Source organism: Brevundimonas sp. EYE_349, assembly GCF_023147505.1.
Classification (GTDB): Bacteria; Pseudomonadota; Alphaproteobacteria; order Caulobacterales; family Caulobacteraceae; genus Brevundimonas.
Genome location: NZ_JAHXPB010000013.1, coordinates 19054 through 36827 on the forward strand (window position 1 = coordinate 19054; position 17774 = coordinate 36827).

Consider the following 17774-nt stretch of genomic DNA (forward strand, 5'->3'; position numbering starts at 1 on the left):
AATCAGGGCGAGAGGTGGCGCACAACTAAAACGGTCCCCAATCGAAGAAAAGGGCGCTCCGAAGAGCGCCCTTTCCCGTCTGATCGTTCAGCTTCGAGCGATCACCACTTCAGCGCGATGCGGCCGTAAACGAACCGTCCGTTGAAGCCGTAGGGCGAGAAGTTGGAGAAGGGGAAGGCGCCGGAGGTGTTGTTGGCCCGTTGGATCTGGCGCGGGTATTCGTCCAGCACATTGTCCGCGCCGACCGCGAGGGTCAGGCGGTCGTTCAGGGCGTAGCGGGCCTCGACATCGACGACCAGGCCGACGCCCAGTTGCAGGTCCGTGGCCTCTGTCGCGCCCGGCGCCAGGACGTCGCCATAGCCGGTGGCGCGGAAGGTGCCGCCCAGCTTGCCGCGCGTCCAGTCGGTCTGGAACACGGTCTTCCACGGCGGGGTGCCTTCCTCGAAGCGCAGGGTGGCCTGGCGCGCGAACAGGGAGGCCGGCGTCGGCAGGATGCCCGAACGGGTCTGCGGCGTCTTGGTCACGTCGAAGTCGTTGACGTTGGCCGCCAGGGTGAAGTCCAGCGAGCCGACGTCGGACAGCACCCGGTAACGCGCGACCACATCAAGCCCCGTCGTCTCGGTGTCGACGCCGTTGATGAAGAAGCGGGCGGCGGTGGCGCCATAGGGCTGCAGCAGGTCGAAGATGGCGCGGGCGTTGCTGCCCGCCGCCGCCGTGGCGCTGCCGGTCAGGGTTTCGGACAGGATGATCCGATCCTTGATGTCGATGCGATAGGCGTCGGCCGTCAGCTCGAACGCGCCTTTGCGATAGACCAGACCCAGCGAATAGTTGGTCGAGGTCTCGGCCTCCAGCGGCGTGCCGCCCAGGGCCGCGCCCACCGGGCTGACGGACGGGAAGGTGCCGGTCTCATAGGGCACGTTGTTGATGTAGAGGATCGCCGTCTGGGTGAAATACTGCTGTTGCAGGCTGGGCGCCCGGAAGCCGGTCGAGACCGCGCCACGCACCGCGAAGGCCGGCGTGAAATCGTAGCGCGCCGCGATCTTGCCCGAGACGTTGTCGCCGAAGTCGGAATAGTCCTCGTAACGGACCGCCGCCGAGGCGGTGAAGTTCTCGAACAGTTCGCCTTCCAGATCGACATAGACGCCGACGTTGTTCCGGTCCTTGTCGACCACATTGGCGGGGGTGAAGCCGGTGAAGCCGCGCGAGCCCCAGTTAAGGTCCGTGCCGTTGACGTTGAGGAAGGTCCCGCGCTGATAGGAGCCCGGTTCGCCTGCGCCGATCTGATAGGACTCACGGCGCGCCTCCAGCCCGAAGGCGACGTTCAGCGGGCCATACAGGCCGACGTCGTAGCCGCGGCTGGCGTCGATGCCGAAGACCAGTTGATCGTAGGTCAGAGAACCCGCGTAGAACTTGGTCGGCGAGGTCGGCCCAAGCGACGGATTCAGGGTGTTTTCGGCGTCGAACCTGATCTCGTTCTTGCCGTAGCCGAGGTTGACGTCGATGTCGAAACCGCCCGCCTGACCCTTCAGACCGCCAGTGGCCGTCCAGTCCGTGGTGTCGGTCAGAATGTAGGGCAGATAGCCGTTGGGATAGACGCGGCCCGAGGCGTAGGCGGGGTTCTGGGCGTTGTCGGTCGGCGTGCGGTAGAAGGCGGCCGCCGAGGCGTCTCGCGTCTGATACCCGACCCAGCCATAGGCTTCCCAACCGGCGCCCAGCGGCTTGCCGGCGTTCAGATAGATGGCCAGATCCTCGGATTCGGGGTCGCCCTGGCCGCCGCGCACCTCGGCGGGGGTGAAGCGGGGGTCGATGTCGCTGCGGTTGGTGCGGGCGCGGTCGCGATACTCGACCGAAGCGGTCAGGAAGCCGTCGGAGCCCAGACCGAAGCCTTGCCAGCCCGCGACCGTCAGGGCCTCGCCGTCGCTGATGTCCTTGCCGCCGCCGTAGAAGCCGGTGAAGTCGGTCAGATAGCCGCCGTAGGTGACGCTGGCGCCGCCGCCGCTGGAAGCCTGGCGCAGGCGCAGGTTCAGCACCCCGGCGATGGCGTCCGATCCGTACTGGGCCGCTGCGCCGTCACGGAGCACTTCGATACGCTCAATGGCCGTTGAAGGGATGGCGTTCAGATCGACGGCGGCCGAACCGCGTCCAACCGAGCCGTTGGTGTTGACCAGGGCCGTGGCGTGACGGCGGACGCCGTTGACCAGCACCAGGGTCTGATCCGGCCCCTGGCCGCGCAGGGTCGCCGGGCGGATCGAGTCGGTGCCGTCGGTGGCGGAGGGGCGCGGGAAGTTCAGGGCCGGGACGCTGGCGGCCAACTGGGTGGCCAGTTCGGTCGAGCCGCGCTGCTGCAGGGCCTCGGCGGTGACCACATCGACGGGCGCGACGGAGTCGAGTCTCGACCGGCCCGCGACGCGGGTGCCGGTGACGACGATGTCGTCGACGTTGTCAGCCTGGGGCTGTTGCTGGGCCAGGGCGGGCGTGGCGGTCATCAGGGCGAAGGCCGAGGCCGTGATCAGCAGGGCGGAGGCGGAAGTCTGTAAGGTTGGGCGGCGCATCGAGAGAGTGTCCTGTTATTGGTCTTGGCGCGTGAGCTTTTGAGGGATGGCCTGGAGGCGACATCGGGCGTGCGGCGGCAGAAAAACTGCACGAAGACGTGGCTTGGACATTCAGAGTTCCCCAGGACGACAAGCGCGTCGCCCAATGTTCATGGCCATATCGGGGCGGATATGGGGCGGGTCAATCCGCCCGCCGGGCCATGTTTGCTGGTCGCAGCGTTCAGAAAATCTAATCCCTCGAGCAGGGCTTTGGCGATGCCGGCGTGCGGCTGACGGTATGCTGAGCATGGCGCGAATTCTGTGACCTCCAGATCCGTGTCCAACGAACCGTCCAGTTTCCCTTAGCGAGCAAGCAATAAGGATTCCGGGCAAAAAATTACCAGGCAGATCGTTTGGGGCGATCTTCGACGAAGGTGTCGTTCGCAAAGGCGCGGCGTCAAGGTTGTTTCGTGCGTGTCACGGCACCGTCGGCGCGAGTGGCGAACAGTGTTGTAAACTTGTCATCCTGTCGTTCGCGCATGGTCTGGCGTGGTGCGCACAGCAAAAAGGGCGCGTCCCGTGCGGAACGCGCCCTTGATGTCTTCACCGATCCGGCCCGAGGGCCGGGCAGGGATCAGGCTTCGTCGCCGAAGCCTTCCTGTTGACCGGCGCCGCCTTCGATCAGCTCCTGCGCCGATTGCTCGGCGGCCTGGCGCTCGTCGTCGAACTGGCTGCGGATCACGTCCTCGCCCTTGGCTTGGCGCTCGGCCTCGTCCATCGAGCGGGCGATGTTGATCTTGACCGTGGCGCGGACCTCGGCGTGCAGGCGAACCGGCACTTCGTGGACGCCCAGGCTCTTGATCGCCGTGTTCAGGACGACCTGCGAGCGCTCGACCTTGCCGCCTTCGGCCTGGATGGCCTCGGCGACGTCGCGACCGGCGACCGAACCGTACAGGTGACCGGTTTCACCGGCCTGACGGATCATGACGTAGGTCTGGCCGTCGATCTTGTCGGCGACCTTCTGTGCATCGGCCTTGTTCTTCTCGTTGCGCTGCTCGATGGCGGCGCGGTCGAGTTCGAACGCCTTCAGGTTCGCGGCGGTGGCCCGGCGGGCCTTGTCGCGCGGCAGAAGGAAGTTGCGGGCGAAGCCGTCCTTGACGGACACGACGTCGCCGATGGCGCCGAGGTTCTCGACGCGTTCCAGCAGAACGACCTTCATCTTACTTCACCACGTACGGCAGGAGGGCCAGATAGCGGGCGCGCTTGATGGCCTTGGCCAGTTCGCGCTGCTTCTTCTGGGAGACGGCGGTGATGCGCGAAGGCACGATCTTGCCGCGTTCGGAGACGTAACGCTGCAGCAGCTTGACGTCCTTGTAGTCGATCTTCGGCGCATTGGCGCCCGAGAACGGGCAGACCTTGCGGCGGCGATAGAAGGGGCGGCGGCCGGCCGAGCCGGAGCCGGCCGGGGCGCCCGGGGTCGGGGCGGTGGTGTCGGTCATGTTCCGGGTTCCTTATTCGGCGTCGGCGGCGGCGTCTTCGCGCGGGGTGCGCTCGCGCTCACGCTCGCGTTCACGCTCGCGGCGGGCCAGCAGCGGCGACAGTTCCAGGTCGAGTTCCTCGACGCGGACGGTCAGCCAGCGCAGCACGTCTTCGTTGATGCCCAGCTGACGCTCGACTTCAGCCATGGCGGCCGGAGGGGCGTCGACGGCCAGCAGCGAATAGTGAGCCTTGCGGTTCTTCTTCACGCGGTAGGTCAGGTTGCGCAGACCCCAGTATTCGATCTTGGCGACCGAGCCGCCACCGGCGACGATCAGATCCTTGATGGTGTCGTTCAGCGCTTCGGCCTGTTGCGCCGAGATGTCCTGGCGCGTCATGACCGTGTGCTCGTAAAGAGCCATGCGGTAGTCTCCCTTGTGGGCGTCGGCGCGGAAACGACCGGGTAAGTCGATCTCCACGATGGCTCCTGGCGCGGCGGCCGGACCGAACGTCCAACCCTTTGGTGCTCCACGTCAGGACCGAAGCCCTGGAAAGGCGGGGCCTATAGGGGAAAAGGGGCGGGGAGGCAAGGATGGCGGCGCCGACGAGGTGAAAAGTGCTAGTGAGCGAAGGGGTGAGCGGCAGGTTTGATCAGCTCACCTCTGGCTCACTAGCACTTTTCACCAACCGCCCTTAAACCAGGCCCATGCCGAAGCTGACGTCAGCGGTCGATCCGCAAAGCCAAAGATACAAGTCCCTGCACGCCCACAACAGCGCCCTGGTCGCCGAACTGCGTGACCATGTGGCCAAGGCCGCGCGCGGCGGGTCCGACAAGTCGCGCGAACGCCATGTGGCCCGCGGCAAGTTGTTGCCGCGCGACCGGGTCGAGCGGCTGCTGGACCCTGGCTCGCCGTTCCTGGAGGTCGGGCAGCTGGCCGCGCACGGCATGTACGACGGCGAGGCGCCGGCGGCGGGCGTCATCGCCGGGATCGGACGGGTCTCGGGCCGCGAGGTCATGATCGTCTGCAACGATCCGACGGTGAAGGGCGGCGCCTATTTCCCCATGACGGTGAAGAAGCATCTGCGCGCCCAGGAGATCGCCGAGCAGAACCGCCTGCCGTGCGTCTATCTGGTGGACTCTGGCGGGGCCAACCTGCCGCACCAGGCCGAGGTGTTTCCCGACCGCGACCATTTCGGCCGCATCTTCTTCAACCAGGCCCGGATGAGCGCCAAGGGCATCGCCCAGATCGCCTGCGTCATGGGCCTGTCCACCGCCGGCGGGGCCTATGTGCCGGCCATGTCGGACGAAACGATCATCGTCAGAAACCAGGGCGCCATCTTCCTGGCCGGACCGCCTCTGGTGAAGGCCGCGACCGGCGAGGTGATCTCGGCCGAGGAGCTGGGCGGGGCAGAGACCCACGGCCGTCGCTCGGGCGTGGTGGATCATGTGGCCGAGAACGACGAGCACGCGCTGGAGATCGTGCGGTCGATCGTCGCCAATCTGAACACCACCAAGACCGTCGAGATGGATGTGCGCGAACCGCGCGCGCCGGCCTTTGACGCCGAGGAACTGTACGGCCTGATCCCCGACGACGTGCGCGCCCCCTATGATGTGCGCGAGGTCATCGCCCGGCTGGTTGACGGGTCGGAGTTCGACGAGTTCAAGAGCCTGTACGGCTCGACCCTTGTGTGCGGTTTCGCCCGCATCTGGGGCTATCCGGTCGCCATCCTGGCCAATAATGGCGTCATCTTCTCCGAGAGCGCCCAGAAGGGCGCGCACTTCATCGAACTGGCCTGCAAGCGCAAGATCCCGCTGCTGTTCCTGCAGAACATCTCGGGCTTCATGGTCGGCGGCAAATACGAGGCGGGCGGCATCGCCAAGGACGGCGCCAAACTGGTGACGGCCGTCGCCTCGGCCGAGACGCCCAAGTTCACCGTTCTGATCGGCGGCAGCTTCGGGGCAGGGAACTATGGCATGTGCGGCCGCGCCTATTCGCCGCGCTTCCTCTTCACCTGGCCCAACAGCCGGATCGGGGTGATGGGCGGCGAGCAGGCCGCCAGCGTCCTGGCCACCGTCCACCGCGACGCCGAGACCTGGAGCGCGGACGACGCCGAAGCCTTCAAGGCCCCAATCCGCCAGAAATACGAGGACGAGGGCAATCCCTATTACGCCACCGCCCGCCTGTGGGACGACGGGGTCATCGACCCGGCCCAGACCCGCGACGTCCTGGGCCTGGCCATCAGCGCCAGCCTGAACGCCCCGATCCCAGAGACGACCTTCGGCCTGTTCAGGATGTGATCCTGGCTTGCGCCATTCACCAAACCTCCCCTCGCGCGTTGATCCTTCGAAGGAGCCTCCCATGACCGACAAGCCCACCGAAGCCGACCTGAACGCCCTGGACATCACCGACGCCGAGGCGGCCGAGATCAACAGCATCGCCCAGCCGCTGGTGCCGGACGCGGCCCCCGACGCCGACGACGATCTGGTGCAGATCGATTCGACCACCGACGGCGTCGTCTTCGTCACCATCAACCGGCCGGCCAAGAAGAACGCCTTCGACGCCGCGACCATCGCCGCCCTGCATGAGGCGTTCGAGACGCTGCACGGCGCCGACCGGGTGCGGGCCGTCTTCATTCGCGGGGCGGGCGGCACCTTCAGCGCGGGGGCCGACCTGAACTGGATGCGCGACGCCGCCGGCTGGTCCGAAAGCGACAACCGCGACGACGCCATGGGATTGGCCAGGATGCTGAAGGCGCTGCACGACATTCCGGCCCTGACGGTGGCCGTGGTCGAGGGCAACGCCATGGGCGGCGGGGCCGGTATTGTCGCCGCCTGCGACATGGCTGTGGCGGTCGAGGGCGCGCGCTTCGCCTTCTCCGAGGTCAAGCTGGGCCTGATCCCCGCGACCATCGCCCCCTATGTGATCGAGGCCGTCGGCGCGCGCCGCGCCCGCCAACTGTTCCTGACCGCCAACGCCTTCGACGCCGACTACGCCGCACACGCCGGCCTGATCGACCTGGTCCTGCCCGAAGGATCGGTCGACGAGTTCATCGCGATGCTCAGCGACAGCCTGACCAACAATGCGCCCGGCGCGATGGGAGAGGCCAAGCGCCTGGTCAACGACATCGCCCACCACAAGATCGACTCGGGCCTGATGGACGAAACCGCCAAACGCATCGCCCGCGCCCGCGTGTCGGACGAAGGCCGCGAAGGCGTGCTGGCCTTCCTGGAAAAGCGCAAGGCCAGTTGGACGGTGTGATCGGACGGCTAGGTTCCACCGACTGACGGGCTGTTCCGTTCAGGCGTAGTTGAAGCTGATCGAAATTCGGTCGGACCTGGCCTGATTGGTCGGGACTTCATGGCGCAGCCAGCTTTCCCACATCAAAACCGTGCCCGCCTTCGGATGCAGATAGACGAAGGGGCGTTCGGCCTCGGGCGCGTCGTCGGTGACGCCGGGGCGGGCCATCATGAAGGGCAGGCGGGGGTCTTCGATCTTCAGAGACGAGGCGCCGTCCGGGATGTCGATATAGACCGTGCCGGACAGGAAGGCGTGGGGGTGGATATGGCCGGTATGGCCGCCCCCGGGCTTCAGGATATTGACCCACAGATTGTCCAGGCGGGGCTTCCTGGCCAGATCGAAGTGCAGCGCCTTGGCGTAGGCGACGGCGTGGCGGTCGAGGTGGCGCTTCAGCTCGGCGAACTCGGGGAAGCGCTGGGGCAGGTCGTTCAGCGAGCCGTAGGAGGTGTAGCCGCGATAGGCGTTGTCGCGGCACCAGCGTCGGCCGGCCGCATCCTCTTCGGCCATCATGCGGACGACGTCGATCAGTTGCGCATTGAAGTCGGCCCAACCCCGACCCTCTGCGAGGGAGGCTTCATAGATATGGGTGACGAAGAGGGGGCGCAGGGACATGGAGGGGCCTTACCCCGTGCGGCGCCGCCTGAGAAGGGTCGTGCGCAGCCTCTCGCCTGATGCGCACGATCCGGCTAAGACCGCTTCATGTTCAAGTCCGTCCTTGTCGCCAATCGCGGCGAAATCGCCTGTCGTGTCTTCCGCACCGCCAAGCGGATGGGGATTCGCACCATCGCCGTCTATTCCGAGGCGGACGCAAACGCCCTGCATGTGCGCGACGCCGACGAGGCGGTGCTGATCGGCCCGGCGGCGGCGCGCGAAAGTTATCTGGACGGCGCCAAGGTGCTGGCGGCGGCCAAGGCGACGGGGGCGGAGGCGATCCACCCCGGATACGGCTTCCTGTCCGAAAACGCCGAATTCGCGGAAGCCGTCGCGGCGGCGGGCCTGATCTGGATCGGGCCGGACCCGTCCTCGATTCGCGCCATGGGCCTGAAGGACGCGGCCAAGGAACTGATGATCCAGGCCGGCGTGCCGGTGACGCCGGGCTATCAGGGTGCGGACCAGTCGGAGGCCACGCTGACGGCGGAAGCGGCGCGGATCGGCTATCCGGTGCTGATCAAGGCGGTCGCGGGCGGCGGCGGCAAGGGGATGAAGCGTGTCGATGATCCGGCCGACTTCGCCGCCGGTCTGGCCAGCGCCAAGCGCGAGGGAGCGGCGGCCTTCGGCGACGACCGGGTTCTGATCGAACGCTACATCACCCGCCCGCGCCACATCGAGGTCCAGGTGTTCGGGGACAAACACGGCAATGTCGTTCACCTGTACGAGCGCGACTGCTCCCTGCAACGCCGCCACCAGAAGGTGATCGAGGAGGCCCCCGCGGCGGGCATGAGCGAGGCCGTGCGCGCCGCCGTGACCGGGGCCGCCATCAAGGCGGCCAAGGCCGTGAACTATGTCGGGGCCGGAACCATCGAATTCATCGCCGACGCTTCCGACGGGCTGAAGGCGGACGGCGTCTGGTTCATGGAGATGAACACCCGACTGCAGGTCGAGCATCCGGTGACCGAGAGCGTGACCGGGGTCGATCTGGTCGAATGGCAGTTCCGCGTGGCGGCGGGCGATCCGATCCCGCTGAAACAGGATCAGATCAAGCTGAACGGCTGGGCGATGGAGGCGCGGCTGTATGCCGAGGACCCAGCGAACGGCTTTTTGCCTAGCATCGGCAAGCTGGAGCATTTCGTCATGCCGGACGGCATCCGCGTCGACACCGGCGTGGAGCAGGGCGGCGAGGTCAGCCAGTTCTATGATCCGATGATCGCCAAGCTGATCGTGCATGAGGACACGCGCGAGGCGGCGGCGGCGCGTCTGGCCGAGGCGGCGGGCGAGGTCGAGGTCTGGCCGGTCAAGGCCAACGCCGGCTTCCTGAAGCGTTGTCTGGTGCATCCGCGCTTTGTCGCGGGCGACGTGGATACCGGCTTCATCGCGGCGGAAGATACGGCTCTCGTCCCTGCAGCTTCCGATGAAGCTGTTGCGGCCGGCGCGGTGTTGGTGGCGGAAGAAACGACTTGGCGGTTCGTCAATCGTGACAACGCCGACGCTTGGGATACGCGCGTCAGCGACTTGTTCGGGTTCCGCCTCAACGCATGTCCGTCGTCTCTTCTGGTGATCGACGCGGATGGCGTCCGCCGCTCTGCCAAGATTTCGCCAGGTGCGGAGCAATGGTCTTATGCGGTCGATTTCGGTGATGGCGCTCTACGAGTGAAGCATGTGCCCGGTAACCGGCTGAAAGAAATTCGATCTGGCATGGAAGCCGGTCCTGATCGTCGCCGCCTTGGCTTCCGGCTCGGTGAGGGGGAGGGGGATGCCGTCATCTTCGACAATGGCCTGTCGGTGAATGTTCGTCCCCATAAGGCCGCCTCGGCGACAGCGGGCGTCACCTCCGACGGCTCCCTCCGGGCCCCCATGCCGGGCAAGATCGTCGCCACGCCGGTCAAGGCGGGCGACGCCGTGAGCAAGGGCCAGCCGGTCGTGGTGCTGGAAGCCATGAAGATGGAACACGCCCTGACCGCTCCGTTCGACGGGGTGGTGGAAAGTCTGTCGGCCTCGGTCGGGGATCAGGTCGTCGACGGCTTCGAACTGGCGCGTATCAAGAGCGAGGCGTGATCGTGGTTTCGGGGGCTCTGGCCGCGATGGCCATGACGGCCAGCCTGATGGGTGAACCGGGAATGCAGACGGTCCGCGTCGAGCCGGACGACCTTGCGGACCTGCAATGCATCGTGACGCTGATGGAAGGGATCGGTGAAGACGAGGCGGAGAAGGCGTCGCTCATGCCCGCCATGAATTACTTCATGGGCAAGATCGCCGGTCGCGGGCGCTTCGAACGGTGGGACAAGGTTGTAGTCGCCTATCGCGCGGGTCTGGACCAGACAGGTCGCGACAAGGTGGTCGAGGACCACGACGCGCGTTGTCTGATGGAAGGGCTGGCTCCGACCGCAGCCTCTACTCGGATTGTCCTGACTGACCTCGCGGCGGCCATCGCCGCCTCACCGGACTAAAGCCCCACGCCGCCCAGCGGCCGGGTGAAGATGGTGTCGCCGAAGGTGGCGACCATGGCCAGGGCGGGGCGAAGGGCGCCGTTTTCGCGCGTATCGGCCGACCATGCGTCGTGCGTGGCCTGGTTCATCCAGACCTCGGTGACCCATAGGGCGTCGGCGTCGGTCAGGTCCTGAGCCAGCACATAGCTGTGGCAGCCGGGTCTTCTGACGCTGGGGTCGAGCAGACACAGGCTCAGTTCGTCGCGACGGCCGGGATGGGCCGTAAGGCGGGTGATCAATCCGTACATTCTGTCTCGCGCCGCGCCGGGGAGGAGAGGGGGCGCCGCGTCGTGCCTACCGGACGGGGATTAAGAAACTGGCCAATGCCGCTCAGGATCACTAGGTGGGCGCCATGTCGCTTCACATGATCAAGCTTTGCGTCGGGGTGTCCGACGTAGAATGGCTGGAGACGCGAGCCGCCAGCGGCCAGCCTCTGGTGGTTCACACCCGGATGACCCCCAAACGGGCGGGCGAGATCGAGGATGGCGGGTCGCTGTACTGGGTCATAAAGGGCAGCATCGCCTGCCGTCAGCCCATTGTGGACATCACGACCCTGGGCGAGGGCAAGGATAGTCGTTGCGAGATCACGCTGGAGCCCCGGGTGATCCGCACCGCCCCGATGGCCCGCCGGCCGTTCCAGGGCTGGCGCTATTTCGAGCCCAAGGACGCCCCAGCCGACATCGATATGCTTGAGGCGGGCGAGGCGCCGGACGAACTGGTGCGGCAACTGCGCGAACTGGGCGCCTGGTAGCCAAAGACCACGAACCGATTGGGTGTTGACCCTGGCGGGCGCGCATGGCCTGTGCCGCGTCCGATGTTCAAGATCAGCGCCGCCACCCGTTCCACGCTCAAAGAACTGACCACACTGGCCTGGCCGGTGGTGCTGGCGCGTCTGGGCATCATGACCATGGGGCTGACCGACGCCATCGTGGTCGGCCATTACGCCAGTCGCGAATTGGCGTTCCACTCCCTGGCCTGGGCGCCGTCTTCGGTGGTGCTGACCACGGCGGTCGGGCTGATGATGGGGGTGCAGGTCATGACCGCCCGTCTGCGGGGCGAGGGGCGTGGCGACGAGGTCGGCGCCGTCCTGCGCCGGGGCATGGTCTATGCGCTGCAGATCGGCGTCGTCTCGATGATCGGCTTGATGCTGCTGGGGCCGTTCGGTCTGATGCACATGGGGCTGGAGGATGGACTGGGCGAGGGCGCATCGCCCGTGCTGATGGTGTTCGCCCTGTCGATGCCGGCCTATCTCATTTCAGTGGCGGCCCAGTTCTTCCTTGAGGGCCTGCACAGGCCCAAGGCGGGCATGGTCGCCATGTGGGTCGCCAATGCGGTCAATCTTGCGCTGAACATCGTCTTGGTGCCGGACATGCTGGGTCTGGGCGTGGATGGAGCGATCGCCTCGGCCTGGGCGACGTTCGGCGCGCGGACGGCGCTGGCGGTGTTTCTGGTCGTCTTCATCCTGCGCCTGCCGGAAGCGCGGGCCTGGGGGCTGTTCGCCAAGCCCAGGCGCGACCGTTCGGTCGAGGTGGAGCAAATCCGCGTCGGCATTGGCGCGGGATCGTCCAACTTCATCGAGGTCGGCGCCTTTGCCGCCATGACCCTGTTCGCCGGACAGCTGGGCGCGGCCGAGACGGCCAGCTGGGCCGTGGTCATCAATGTGTCCGCCATCGTCTTCATGGTGCCGATGGGCCTGTCGTCGGCTACGGCGGTGCTGGTGGGCCGGGCCTATGGCGCAGGCGACCGGCCGGGCGTGATGCGCAGCGGCCTGTTGGGCATCGCCGTGGTGACGGTTCTGGCCTTCATCATCGCCGTGGGCCTGTGGCTGGCGGCGCGGCCGGTGGTCAGCGCCTATACGACCGACCCCGCGATCCTGGCCATCGCCGCCCCCGCCCTGGTGCTGGCCACCCTGTTCTTCGTCGCCGACGCCCAGCAGGTGGTCGCCGCCCAGGCCAACCGCGCGGCGGGCGACGTCGTCTGGCCCACGCTGATGCACCTGCTGTCCTATGGGATCATCATGATCCCGCTGGGCTGGTGGCTGGCGCACCGGACAGGCGTCGACGGCCTGGTCTGGTCCGTAATCGTCGCCAGCCTGATTTCCGGCGTGCTGCTGACCGGTCGGTTCCTGCGGGTGGCGCGGCGGGCGCCGATGGTGAAGGCGACGGTTTCCTGAGCGAGCCACGTCAAAGGTGACGTTTCGGTTTCGTCGCTCTATATCCGACGGCTTCCCGGAACGACTGGACGACCATGGCCCGCATCCTCATCACCTCGGCGCTGCCCTACATCAATGGCATCAAGCACCTGGGGAATCTGGCGGGGTCGATGCTGCCGGCCGACGTCTGGGCGCGGTTCAAGCGGGCGCAAGGAAATGAGGTGCTCTACATCTGCGCCACCGACGAGCACGGCACCCCAGCCGAGCTGGCCGCCGCCGCCGCCGGTCAGGACGTGCGGACCTATTGCGACGAGCAGCACGAGATTCAGAAGGCGGCGGGCCAGGCGTTCGGGCTCAGCTACGACTGGTTCGGCCGGTCGTCGAACCCGCAGAACCATCGCCTGACCCAGCATTTCGCCGAGGCGCTGGAGAAGAACGGCCTGATCGAGGAGCGGGTGGATCGGATGATCTACTCCATCGACGACGCCCGGTTCCTGCCCGACCGCTATGTCGAGGGGACGTGCCCCCATTGCGGCCACGTCGGCGCGCGCGGCGACCAGTGCGACAACTGCGGGCGGCTGCTGGACCCGACCGACCTGATCGATCCCTATTCGTCGGTGTCGGGTACGCGGAATCTGGAGGTGCGCGATACCCGCCACCTCTATCTGTTGCAGACGAAGATCGAGCCGGAAATCCGCGCCTGGGTCGACGGCAAGAGCGGCTGGCAGACCCTGGCCAAATCCATCGCCTACAAGCATCTGGACGAGGGTCTGATTGACCGGGGCATCACCCGCGACCTGGCCTGGGGCGTGCCGGTGACCAAGGACGGCTTCCCGCGTCCGGGCATGGAGGACAAGGTCTTCTACGTCTGGTTCGACGCCCCCATCGAATATATCGGCGCGACCGAGGAATGGGCGGATGCGACCGGAAACAGCTGGCGCGACTGGTGGCGTCTGGACGAGGGGGCCGAGGATGTCCGCTACGTCCAGTTCATGGGCAAGGACAACGTCGCCTTCCACACCGTATCGTTTCCCGCGACCATCATCGGCTCGGGCGAGCCGTGGAAGACGGTGGATCAGCTGAAGGCCTTCAACTGGCTGAACTGGTACGGCGGCAAGTTCTCGACCAGCCAGAAGCGCGGCGTCTTCATGGACCAGGCGCTGGAACTGCTGCCGGCCGATTACTGGCGCTGGCGTCTGACGGCCTATGGCCCGGAACACGCGGATTCGGCCTTCACCTGGGAGGATTTCCAGGCCTCGATCAACAAGGACCTGGCCGATGTGCTAGGCAATTTCGTCAACCGGATCGTCAAATTCGTCGAGTCGAAGTTCGATGGCGTCGTGCCAGAAGGCGGCGAGCCGGGCCTGGTCGAGGCCAAGCTGGAAGCCGACATCAAGGCGGCCGTAGCCGAGGCGACTGAACAGTTCGAGGCGATGGAGTTCAGGAAGGCCGCCGTCGCCATCCGCGCCGCCTGGGTGCTGGGCAACGAATATCTGCAGGTCGCGGCGCCCTGGACGGCGTTGAAGAGCGACCGCGACCAGGCGGCGGTGGGGGTGCGGACGGGGCTGAACCTGGTCGCGCTGTTCGCGCGTCTGGCCGCGCCGATCCTGCCGTTCACGGCGCCGAAGATCGCGGCCTCCGTGGGCGTGGACGACCTAAGCTGGCCGGGCGCGGACGAGGATCTGCTGAACGTCCTGCCGGTCGGCGGCAAGGTCCAGGCCCAAGGCGTGCTGTTCGCCAAGATCGAGGACGCCCAGGTGACGGAATGGTCCGAACGGTTCGGCGGTGCGGACGCCTGATCGCGGGACAGGGGACGGCGGATGACAATGAACCTGGCGCCGCTGAACGAGACGCGACGCGCGGCGATCCGCGAACGTCTGCACCGGACAGGGCGCGCCCAGGTCGACGGCGTGATGGCCACCGACGACGCTCTGGCCCTGAACCAGGCGGCGGCGGGCGTCGAATACAATATCGTCACGCGGCGCGGGTCGGGTCATGTCGATCTGCCGGCGGCCTGGCTGGCGTCATTGAGCCCGGATCAGAAGACGGCGCTGGGACAGGCGGTCCAGACCTCTGCCCGCGACGACTTTCAGTATCTGTACGACAATCACCCGATCTATGACCTGCTTCAGTTGGGGCAGGCGGCGCCGATCTGGGCCGATCTGCTGGGGTTCCTGAACGGCGAGGCGTTTCTGGATTTGATGCGGGACCTGACCGGCGAGCCGCGCATCGCGATGGCCGACGCCCAGCTGACGCGGTTTCGGGCCGGCCATTTTCTGACCGAGCATGACGATCATGCCGAAGGCAAGAACCGCTTCTTCGCCTATGTGTTGAATCTGACGCCGGCATGGCGGATCGAATGGGGCGGGCTGCTGGCCTTCCACGGGACCGACGGCAATGTAGCCGAGGCCTTCACCCCGCGTTTCAACACCCTGAACCTGTTGAAGGTGCCGTCGCCGCATTCGGTGACGCAGGTGGCCCTGTCGGCGGGGGCGGACCGGATTTCCGTCACGGGGTGGCTAAGGGGCGTCTAGAGCTTTCGCGCGGAGACCGCTTCAACCTTCGATGATCGGCAGGCCCGCAGCGTGCCAGGCCTGGATTCCGCCCGTCAGGTTGAACAGCGGTTGGCCGTCCGCCGCTGTCGGGCCGACGAAGGCGCAGACCTGATGGCTGCGACCGCCCTTCAGGCACTGGACGATGATCTTCTTGTCGCTTGGCAGGTCCAGCGCCTCCCAGGCGGCGGGCATCTGGCTGAGGGGAGCCAGGACGGCGCCGTCGATGCGGGCGGCGGCGAACTCGTCCGCCTCGCGCACGTCGATCAGGACGGCCTCGCCCGCCTGGAGCCAGGCGGCGGCCTCTTCGACCGTAACCGTGGCGACGGTCATGGCGCGACCCTTGGTTCAGCGGGCGTCGGCGTCGAGCTGTCCTCGGTGCGTTTCCGGCCCAGGTGTTTGGCGGCTTCCTCGGGACCGATCTCAAGGAAGGCTGGGGCGGAGGCGTTGAACGCCTCCATATGGCCGGTGCGGACCACGACCTGGCGGGCGCCGTCCCAGATCATGTGCAGGGCAACATACAGCACCACGACCAGGCCGATGTAGCCGATCCAGCTGAAGCGATGCAGCAGCTTGGCGATGTAGGTGGCCGCCACCCCCATCAGGGCGATCGACAGGATCAGGCCGAAGACCATGATCCACGGATGTTCGTGGGCGGCGCCGGCGACGGCCAGCACATTGTCCAGCGACATGGTGATGTCGGCGATCATGATCTGGATCAGGGCGGCGCCGAACGACTTGCGCTTTACGCCCAGTTCCTCGGGCGAGGGGCCGGTGCCATGTTCGATGCTGAGGGCCAGCTGAAGCTCGGCCTCCGCCTCGGCCTGATCGTGGGTCGCCTGCTCACGCAGTTCGCGCCACATCTTCCAGCACACCCACAGCAGCAGAAGACCGCCCGCCAGCAGCAGACCCACCAGCGCCAGAAGCTGGACGGTGATCAGGGCGAATCCGATTCGCATGACCACGGCAGCGGCCAGACCGATCAGAATGGCCTTCTTTCGCTGGTCCTGGGGCAGGGCGGCGGCGGCCAGGCCCACGGCGACGGCGTTGTCGCCGGCCAGGACCAGATCCATCAGGACGACCTGGCCCAGGGCTGTGGCCTGGCTGGCGAGTTCGGGAGAGGAGAGGAAATCCATATCCGCTCTCTACCCCGGGTGCGACCTTCTGTCAGCCGCGTTGCGCGCGGGCCGCTTCATATAAGGCCACGGCGGCGGCGTTGGAGACGTTCAGGCTTTCGAAGCCGCCCGGCATGGGGATCTTCGCCAGCACGTCGCAATGTTCGGCGACCAGCCGACGGATGCCGTCGCCCTCCGACCCCATGACCAGGACGGTGGGCTGCGAATCAAGCGCCTCTTCAAGCGTCTGTTCGCCCGAACCGTCCAGGCCCACGGCGCGCCAGCCCAGATCGGACAGACGCTCCAGCGCACGCGACAGGTTGGTCACCCGGGCATGGGGCAGGCGTTCGGTGGCGCCGACCGCCGCCTTGGCCAGGGCGCCGGCCAGGGCCGGGGCGTGGCGATCCTGCACGATGATTCCCCGCGCGCCGAAGGCCAGGGCCGAGCGGAAGATGGCGCCGACATTCTGGGGGTCGGTCAGCTGGTCCAGCATGACGATGACGCCGTGAGCGGGATCGGCCAGGTCTTCCAGCGCCACGCCTTCCAGCGGCTGGACCTTGAACACCATGCCCTGATGCACCGCGCCGGCGGGCAGCATCCGGGTCAGGGCCTGATTGTCCATGACCTCGATCTTGTGGCCGTGGTTCAGCCGGCCGTCCTCGATCTCCTGCGCGCGGTCGGCGGTGACGATCAATCGCCCCGTTCCCCGACGCGAGGGATTCGCCAAGGCGGCCAGAACCGGATGGCGGCCCCACAGATAATTATCGGCGTCCACCCGGCTTCGGTCCGGCGAACGGGGCGCGCGCGGCCCTTCCTCTCGCCCGCCAAACCCTTGCGTGGCGGGCTTTTGAGCCTTGTCGCGCAGTCCTCCGGGCCGGTTTCCGAAGACTTGTTTTTTACCGCTTTTACGGTCGTTGCGTTCTGATTTCGACGACACTATAAGACGCCCTCCGATTTGGAGCCCCAAGGGCTTTCGGGTCTGGGCGCCCCCTCTACTGCAGAGGAGGCGACAAGCCGAAGGTTTTTGTTTCGTCCCGCATCTTTATGGGCGGAACGAGGGGTCCGGCGGTTCGACAAGGCGCGCTGGGGGAATGTCCCGAGCGGCAAAGGGGGGGGACTGTAAATCCCCTGCGTAAGCTTCGAAGGTTCGAGTCCTTCTTCCCCCACCACGCGCCTTCGAACACGACGGATCAGGACGCCGGAGAGGATCGGCTGCGGCGTTCCCCAAGAACTTCCGCAGTCTCCGCGCGGGTATAGCACAATGGTAGTGCAGCAGCCTTCCAAGCTGAGGATGTCGGTTCGATCCCGTCTACCCGCTCCAGGTTTTATCAGCACAGCGCCCCTCCGCTGACGGACCAGGGCCTCGAGGAGTTTTGGCCATGGCCAAGGAAAAGTTCGAACGCACGAAGCCGCACTGCAACATCGGCACGATCGGTCACGTTGACCACGGCAAGACGACGCTGACGGCGGCGATCACGATGACGCTGGCGAAGGCTGGCGGCGCGA

General features: G+C 66.6%; 18 protein-coding genes and 2 tRNA genes. 11 read left to right on the forward strand and 9 right to left on the reverse strand.

What is annotated here, in order from left to right; all coding sequences use genetic code 11:
• Positions 1-101: 101 nt before the first annotated feature.
• The 4 genes from KZX42_RS16770 to rpsF all read right to left on the reverse strand — a co-directional run bounded on the left by KZX42_RS16770 (position 102) and on the right by rpsF (position 4429).
• On the reverse strand, positions 102-2552 hold the full coding sequence (locus tag KZX42_RS16770) for a TonB-dependent receptor (protein ID WP_248121271.1): 2451 nt from the start codon (positions 2550-2552) through the stop codon (positions 102-104).
• Positions 2553-3165: 613 nt separating this feature from the next.
• A complete protein-coding gene (gene rplI / locus KZX42_RS16775; protein ID WP_055754943.1) occupies positions 3166-3750 on the reverse strand; it encodes a 50S ribosomal protein L9 in 585 nt (194 codons plus the stop codon).
• Position 3751: 1 nt separating this feature from the next.
• Positions 3752-4030 carry a 30S ribosomal protein S18 gene (rpsR, locus tag KZX42_RS16780; RefSeq protein WP_054766014.1) on the reverse strand — a complete coding sequence of 93 codons (279 nt, stop codon included), beginning with the start codon at positions 4028-4030 and terminating at the stop codon, positions 3752-3754.
• Positions 4031-4042: 12 nt separating this feature from the next.
• Positions 4043-4429 (reverse strand): 30S ribosomal protein S6, encoded by a 387-nt coding sequence (rpsF, locus tag KZX42_RS16785; RefSeq protein WP_201100299.1) that lies wholly within the window; start codon positions 4427-4429, stop codon positions 4043-4045.
• 284 nt (positions 4430-4713) lie between these two features.
• Here rpsF and KZX42_RS16790 point away from each other — a divergent pair, with 284 nt between their 5' ends.
• Together KZX42_RS16790 and KZX42_RS16795 are read left to right on the forward strand one after the other, a co-directional pair.
• Positions 4714-6306, forward strand: coding sequence for a carboxyl transferase domain-containing protein (locus KZX42_RS16790; RefSeq protein ID WP_248121273.1), 1593 nt, complete (start codon positions 4714-4716; stop codon positions 6304-6306).
• A 61-nt stretch (positions 6307-6367) separates the two neighbouring features.
• Positions 6368-7267 carry an enoyl-CoA hydratase-related protein gene (locus KZX42_RS16795; RefSeq protein ID WP_248121275.1) on the forward strand — a complete coding sequence of 300 codons (900 nt, stop codon included), beginning with the start codon at positions 6368-6370 and terminating at the stop codon, positions 7265-7267.
• Between the two features lie 39 nt (positions 7268-7306).
• On the opposite strand, the gene KZX42_RS16800 is transcribed toward KZX42_RS16795, so the two are convergent.
• Complete coding sequence (locus KZX42_RS16800; protein WP_248121277.1) at positions 7307-7918, reverse strand: TIGR02466 family protein; 612 nt, start codon at positions 7916-7918, stop codon at positions 7307-7309.
• Positions 7919-8005: 87 nt separating this feature from the next.
• Between KZX42_RS16800 and KZX42_RS16805 the strand changes: the two genes are divergently transcribed.
• Both KZX42_RS16805 and KZX42_RS16810 read left to right on the forward strand, forming a co-directional pair.
• Positions 8006-10018 (forward strand): biotin carboxylase N-terminal domain-containing protein, encoded by a 2013-nt coding sequence (locus KZX42_RS16805; RefSeq protein WP_248121285.1) that lies wholly within the window; start codon positions 8006-8008, stop codon positions 10016-10018.
• A complete protein-coding gene (locus KZX42_RS16810; RefSeq protein ID WP_248121286.1) occupies positions 10015-10410 on the forward strand; it encodes a hypothetical protein in 396 nt (131 codons plus the stop codon). Before KZX42_RS16805 ends, KZX42_RS16810 begins: the two co-directional genes overlap by 4 nt.
• On the opposite strand, the gene KZX42_RS16815 is transcribed toward KZX42_RS16810, so the two are convergent.
• Positions 10407-10697: an antibiotic biosynthesis monooxygenase gene (locus tag KZX42_RS16815; protein WP_248121288.1), complete on the reverse strand. Its 291-nt coding sequence runs from the start codon at positions 10695-10697 to the stop codon at positions 10407-10409. The two genes, KZX42_RS16810 and KZX42_RS16815, sit on opposite strands and share 4 nt — an antisense overlap.
• Positions 10698-10801: 104 nt before the next feature.
• Between KZX42_RS16815 and KZX42_RS16820 the strand changes: the two genes are divergently transcribed.
• The 4 genes from KZX42_RS16820 (at position 10802) to KZX42_RS16835 (ending at position 15135) form a co-directional block, all read left to right on the forward strand.
• The gene (locus KZX42_RS16820) at positions 10802-11200 is read left to right on the forward strand and encodes a DUF1489 domain-containing protein (RefSeq protein WP_248121290.1); all 399 of its coding nucleotides are present in this window, start codon (positions 10802-10804) and stop codon (positions 11198-11200) included.
• Between the two features lie 63 nt (positions 11201-11263).
• Positions 11264-12622 carry an MATE family efflux transporter gene (locus tag KZX42_RS16825; RefSeq protein WP_248121292.1) on the forward strand — a complete coding sequence of 453 codons (1359 nt, stop codon included), beginning with the start codon at positions 11264-11266 and terminating at the stop codon, positions 12620-12622.
• Between the two features lie 74 nt (positions 12623-12696).
• Positions 12697-14400: a methionine--tRNA ligase gene (metG, locus tag KZX42_RS16830; protein ID WP_248121294.1), complete on the forward strand. Its 1704-nt coding sequence runs from the start codon at positions 12697-12699 to the stop codon at positions 14398-14400.
• Between the two features lie 21 nt (positions 14401-14421).
• Positions 14422-15135, forward strand: a complete 714-nt coding sequence (locus KZX42_RS16835; RefSeq protein WP_248121295.1) for a 2OG-Fe(II) oxygenase family protein — start codon at positions 14422-14424, stop codon at positions 15133-15135.
• Positions 15136-15156: 21 nt separating this feature from the next.
• On the opposite strand, the gene KZX42_RS16840 is transcribed toward KZX42_RS16835, so the two are convergent.
• From KZX42_RS16840 to rlmB, 3 genes are read right to left on the reverse strand one after another with little or no spacing between them, the layout of a single operon-like run.
• The gene (locus KZX42_RS16840; protein ID WP_248121297.1) at positions 15157-15486 is read right to left on the reverse strand and encodes a rhodanese-like domain-containing protein; all 330 of its coding nucleotides are present in this window, start codon (positions 15484-15486) and stop codon (positions 15157-15159) included.
• Positions 15483-16289 (reverse strand): TerC family protein, encoded by an 807-nt coding sequence (locus tag KZX42_RS16845; protein ID WP_248121299.1) that lies wholly within the window; start codon positions 16287-16289, stop codon positions 15483-15485. Before KZX42_RS16845 ends, KZX42_RS16840 begins: the two co-directional genes overlap by 4 nt.
• A 31-nt stretch (positions 16290-16320) precedes the next feature.
• On the reverse strand, positions 16321-17043 hold the full coding sequence (rlmB, locus tag KZX42_RS16850; protein ID WP_313431311.1) for a 23S rRNA (guanosine(2251)-2'-O)-methyltransferase RlmB: 723 nt from the start codon (positions 17041-17043) through the stop codon (positions 16321-16323).
• 310 nt (positions 17044-17353) lie between these two features.
• On the opposite strand from rlmB, the gene KZX42_RS16855 reads away from it, so the two are divergent.
• From KZX42_RS16855 to KZX42_RS16865, 3 genes are all read left to right on the forward strand, one after another.
• Positions 17354-17437: transfer RNA gene (locus tag KZX42_RS16855), tRNA-Tyr, on the forward strand.
• A 78-nt stretch (positions 17438-17515) separates the two neighbouring features.
• Positions 17516-17589 (forward strand) — tRNA-Gly (locus KZX42_RS16860).
• Between the two features lie 58 nt (positions 17590-17647).
• A partial coding sequence (locus tag KZX42_RS16865) for a GTP-binding protein (RefSeq protein ID WP_231492570.1) occupies positions 17648-17774 on the forward strand: 127 nt, incomplete at its 3' end.

Excerpts from the sequence above, each read along its gene's own strand:
- KZX42_RS16800 (WP_248121277.1), bottom strand. The coding sequence starts at position 7,918 with ATGTCCCTGCGCCCCCTCTTCGTCACCCATATCTATGAAGCCTCCCTC.
- KZX42_RS16795 (WP_248121275.1), top strand. The coding sequence starts at position 6,368 with ATGACCGACAAGCCCACCGAAGCCGACCTGAACGCCCTGGACATCACC.
- KZX42_RS16840 (WP_248121297.1), bottom strand. The coding sequence starts at position 15,486 with ATGACCGTCGCCACGGTTACGGTCGAAGAGGCCGCCGCCTGGCTCCAG.
- metG (WP_248121294.1), top strand. The coding sequence starts at position 12,697 with ATGGCCCGCATCCTCATCACCTCGGCGCTGCCCTACATCAATGGCATC.
- KZX42_RS16770 (WP_248121271.1), bottom strand. The coding sequence starts at position 2,552 with ATGCGCCGCCCAACCTTACAGACTTCCGCCTCCGCCCTGCTGATCACG.
- KZX42_RS16820 (WP_248121290.1), top strand. The coding sequence starts at position 10,802 with ATGTCGCTTCACATGATCAAGCTTTGCGTCGGGGTGTCCGACGTAGAA.
- KZX42_RS16815 (WP_248121288.1), bottom strand. The coding sequence starts at position 10,697 with ATGTACGGATTGATCACCCGCCTTACGGCCCATCCCGGCCGTCGCGAC.
- KZX42_RS16825 (WP_248121292.1), top strand. The coding sequence starts at position 11,264 with ATGTTCAAGATCAGCGCCGCCACCCGTTCCACGCTCAAAGAACTGACC.
- KZX42_RS16845 (WP_248121299.1), bottom strand. The coding sequence starts at position 16,289 with ATGGATTTCCTCTCCTCTCCCGAACTCGCCAGCCAGGCCACAGCCCTG.
- KZX42_RS16835 (WP_248121295.1), top strand. The coding sequence starts at position 14,422 with ATGACAATGAACCTGGCGCCGCTGAACGAGACGCGACGCGCGGCGATC.
- rpsF (WP_201100299.1), bottom strand. The coding sequence starts at position 4,429 with ATGGCTCTTTACGAGCACACGGTCATGACGCGCCAGGACATCTCGGCG.
- KZX42_RS16790 (WP_248121273.1), top strand. The coding sequence starts at position 4,714 with ATGCCGAAGCTGACGTCAGCGGTCGATCCGCAAAGCCAAAGATACAAG.
- rplI (WP_055754943.1), bottom strand. The coding sequence starts at position 3,750 with ATGAAGGTCGTTCTGCTGGAACGCGTCGAGAACCTCGGCGCCATCGGC.
- rpsR (WP_054766014.1), bottom strand. The coding sequence starts at position 4,030 with ATGACCGACACCACCGCCCCGACCCCGGGCGCCCCGGCCGGCTCCGGC.
- KZX42_RS16805 (WP_248121285.1), top strand. The coding sequence starts at position 8,006 with ATGTTCAAGTCCGTCCTTGTCGCCAATCGCGGCGAAATCGCCTGTCGT.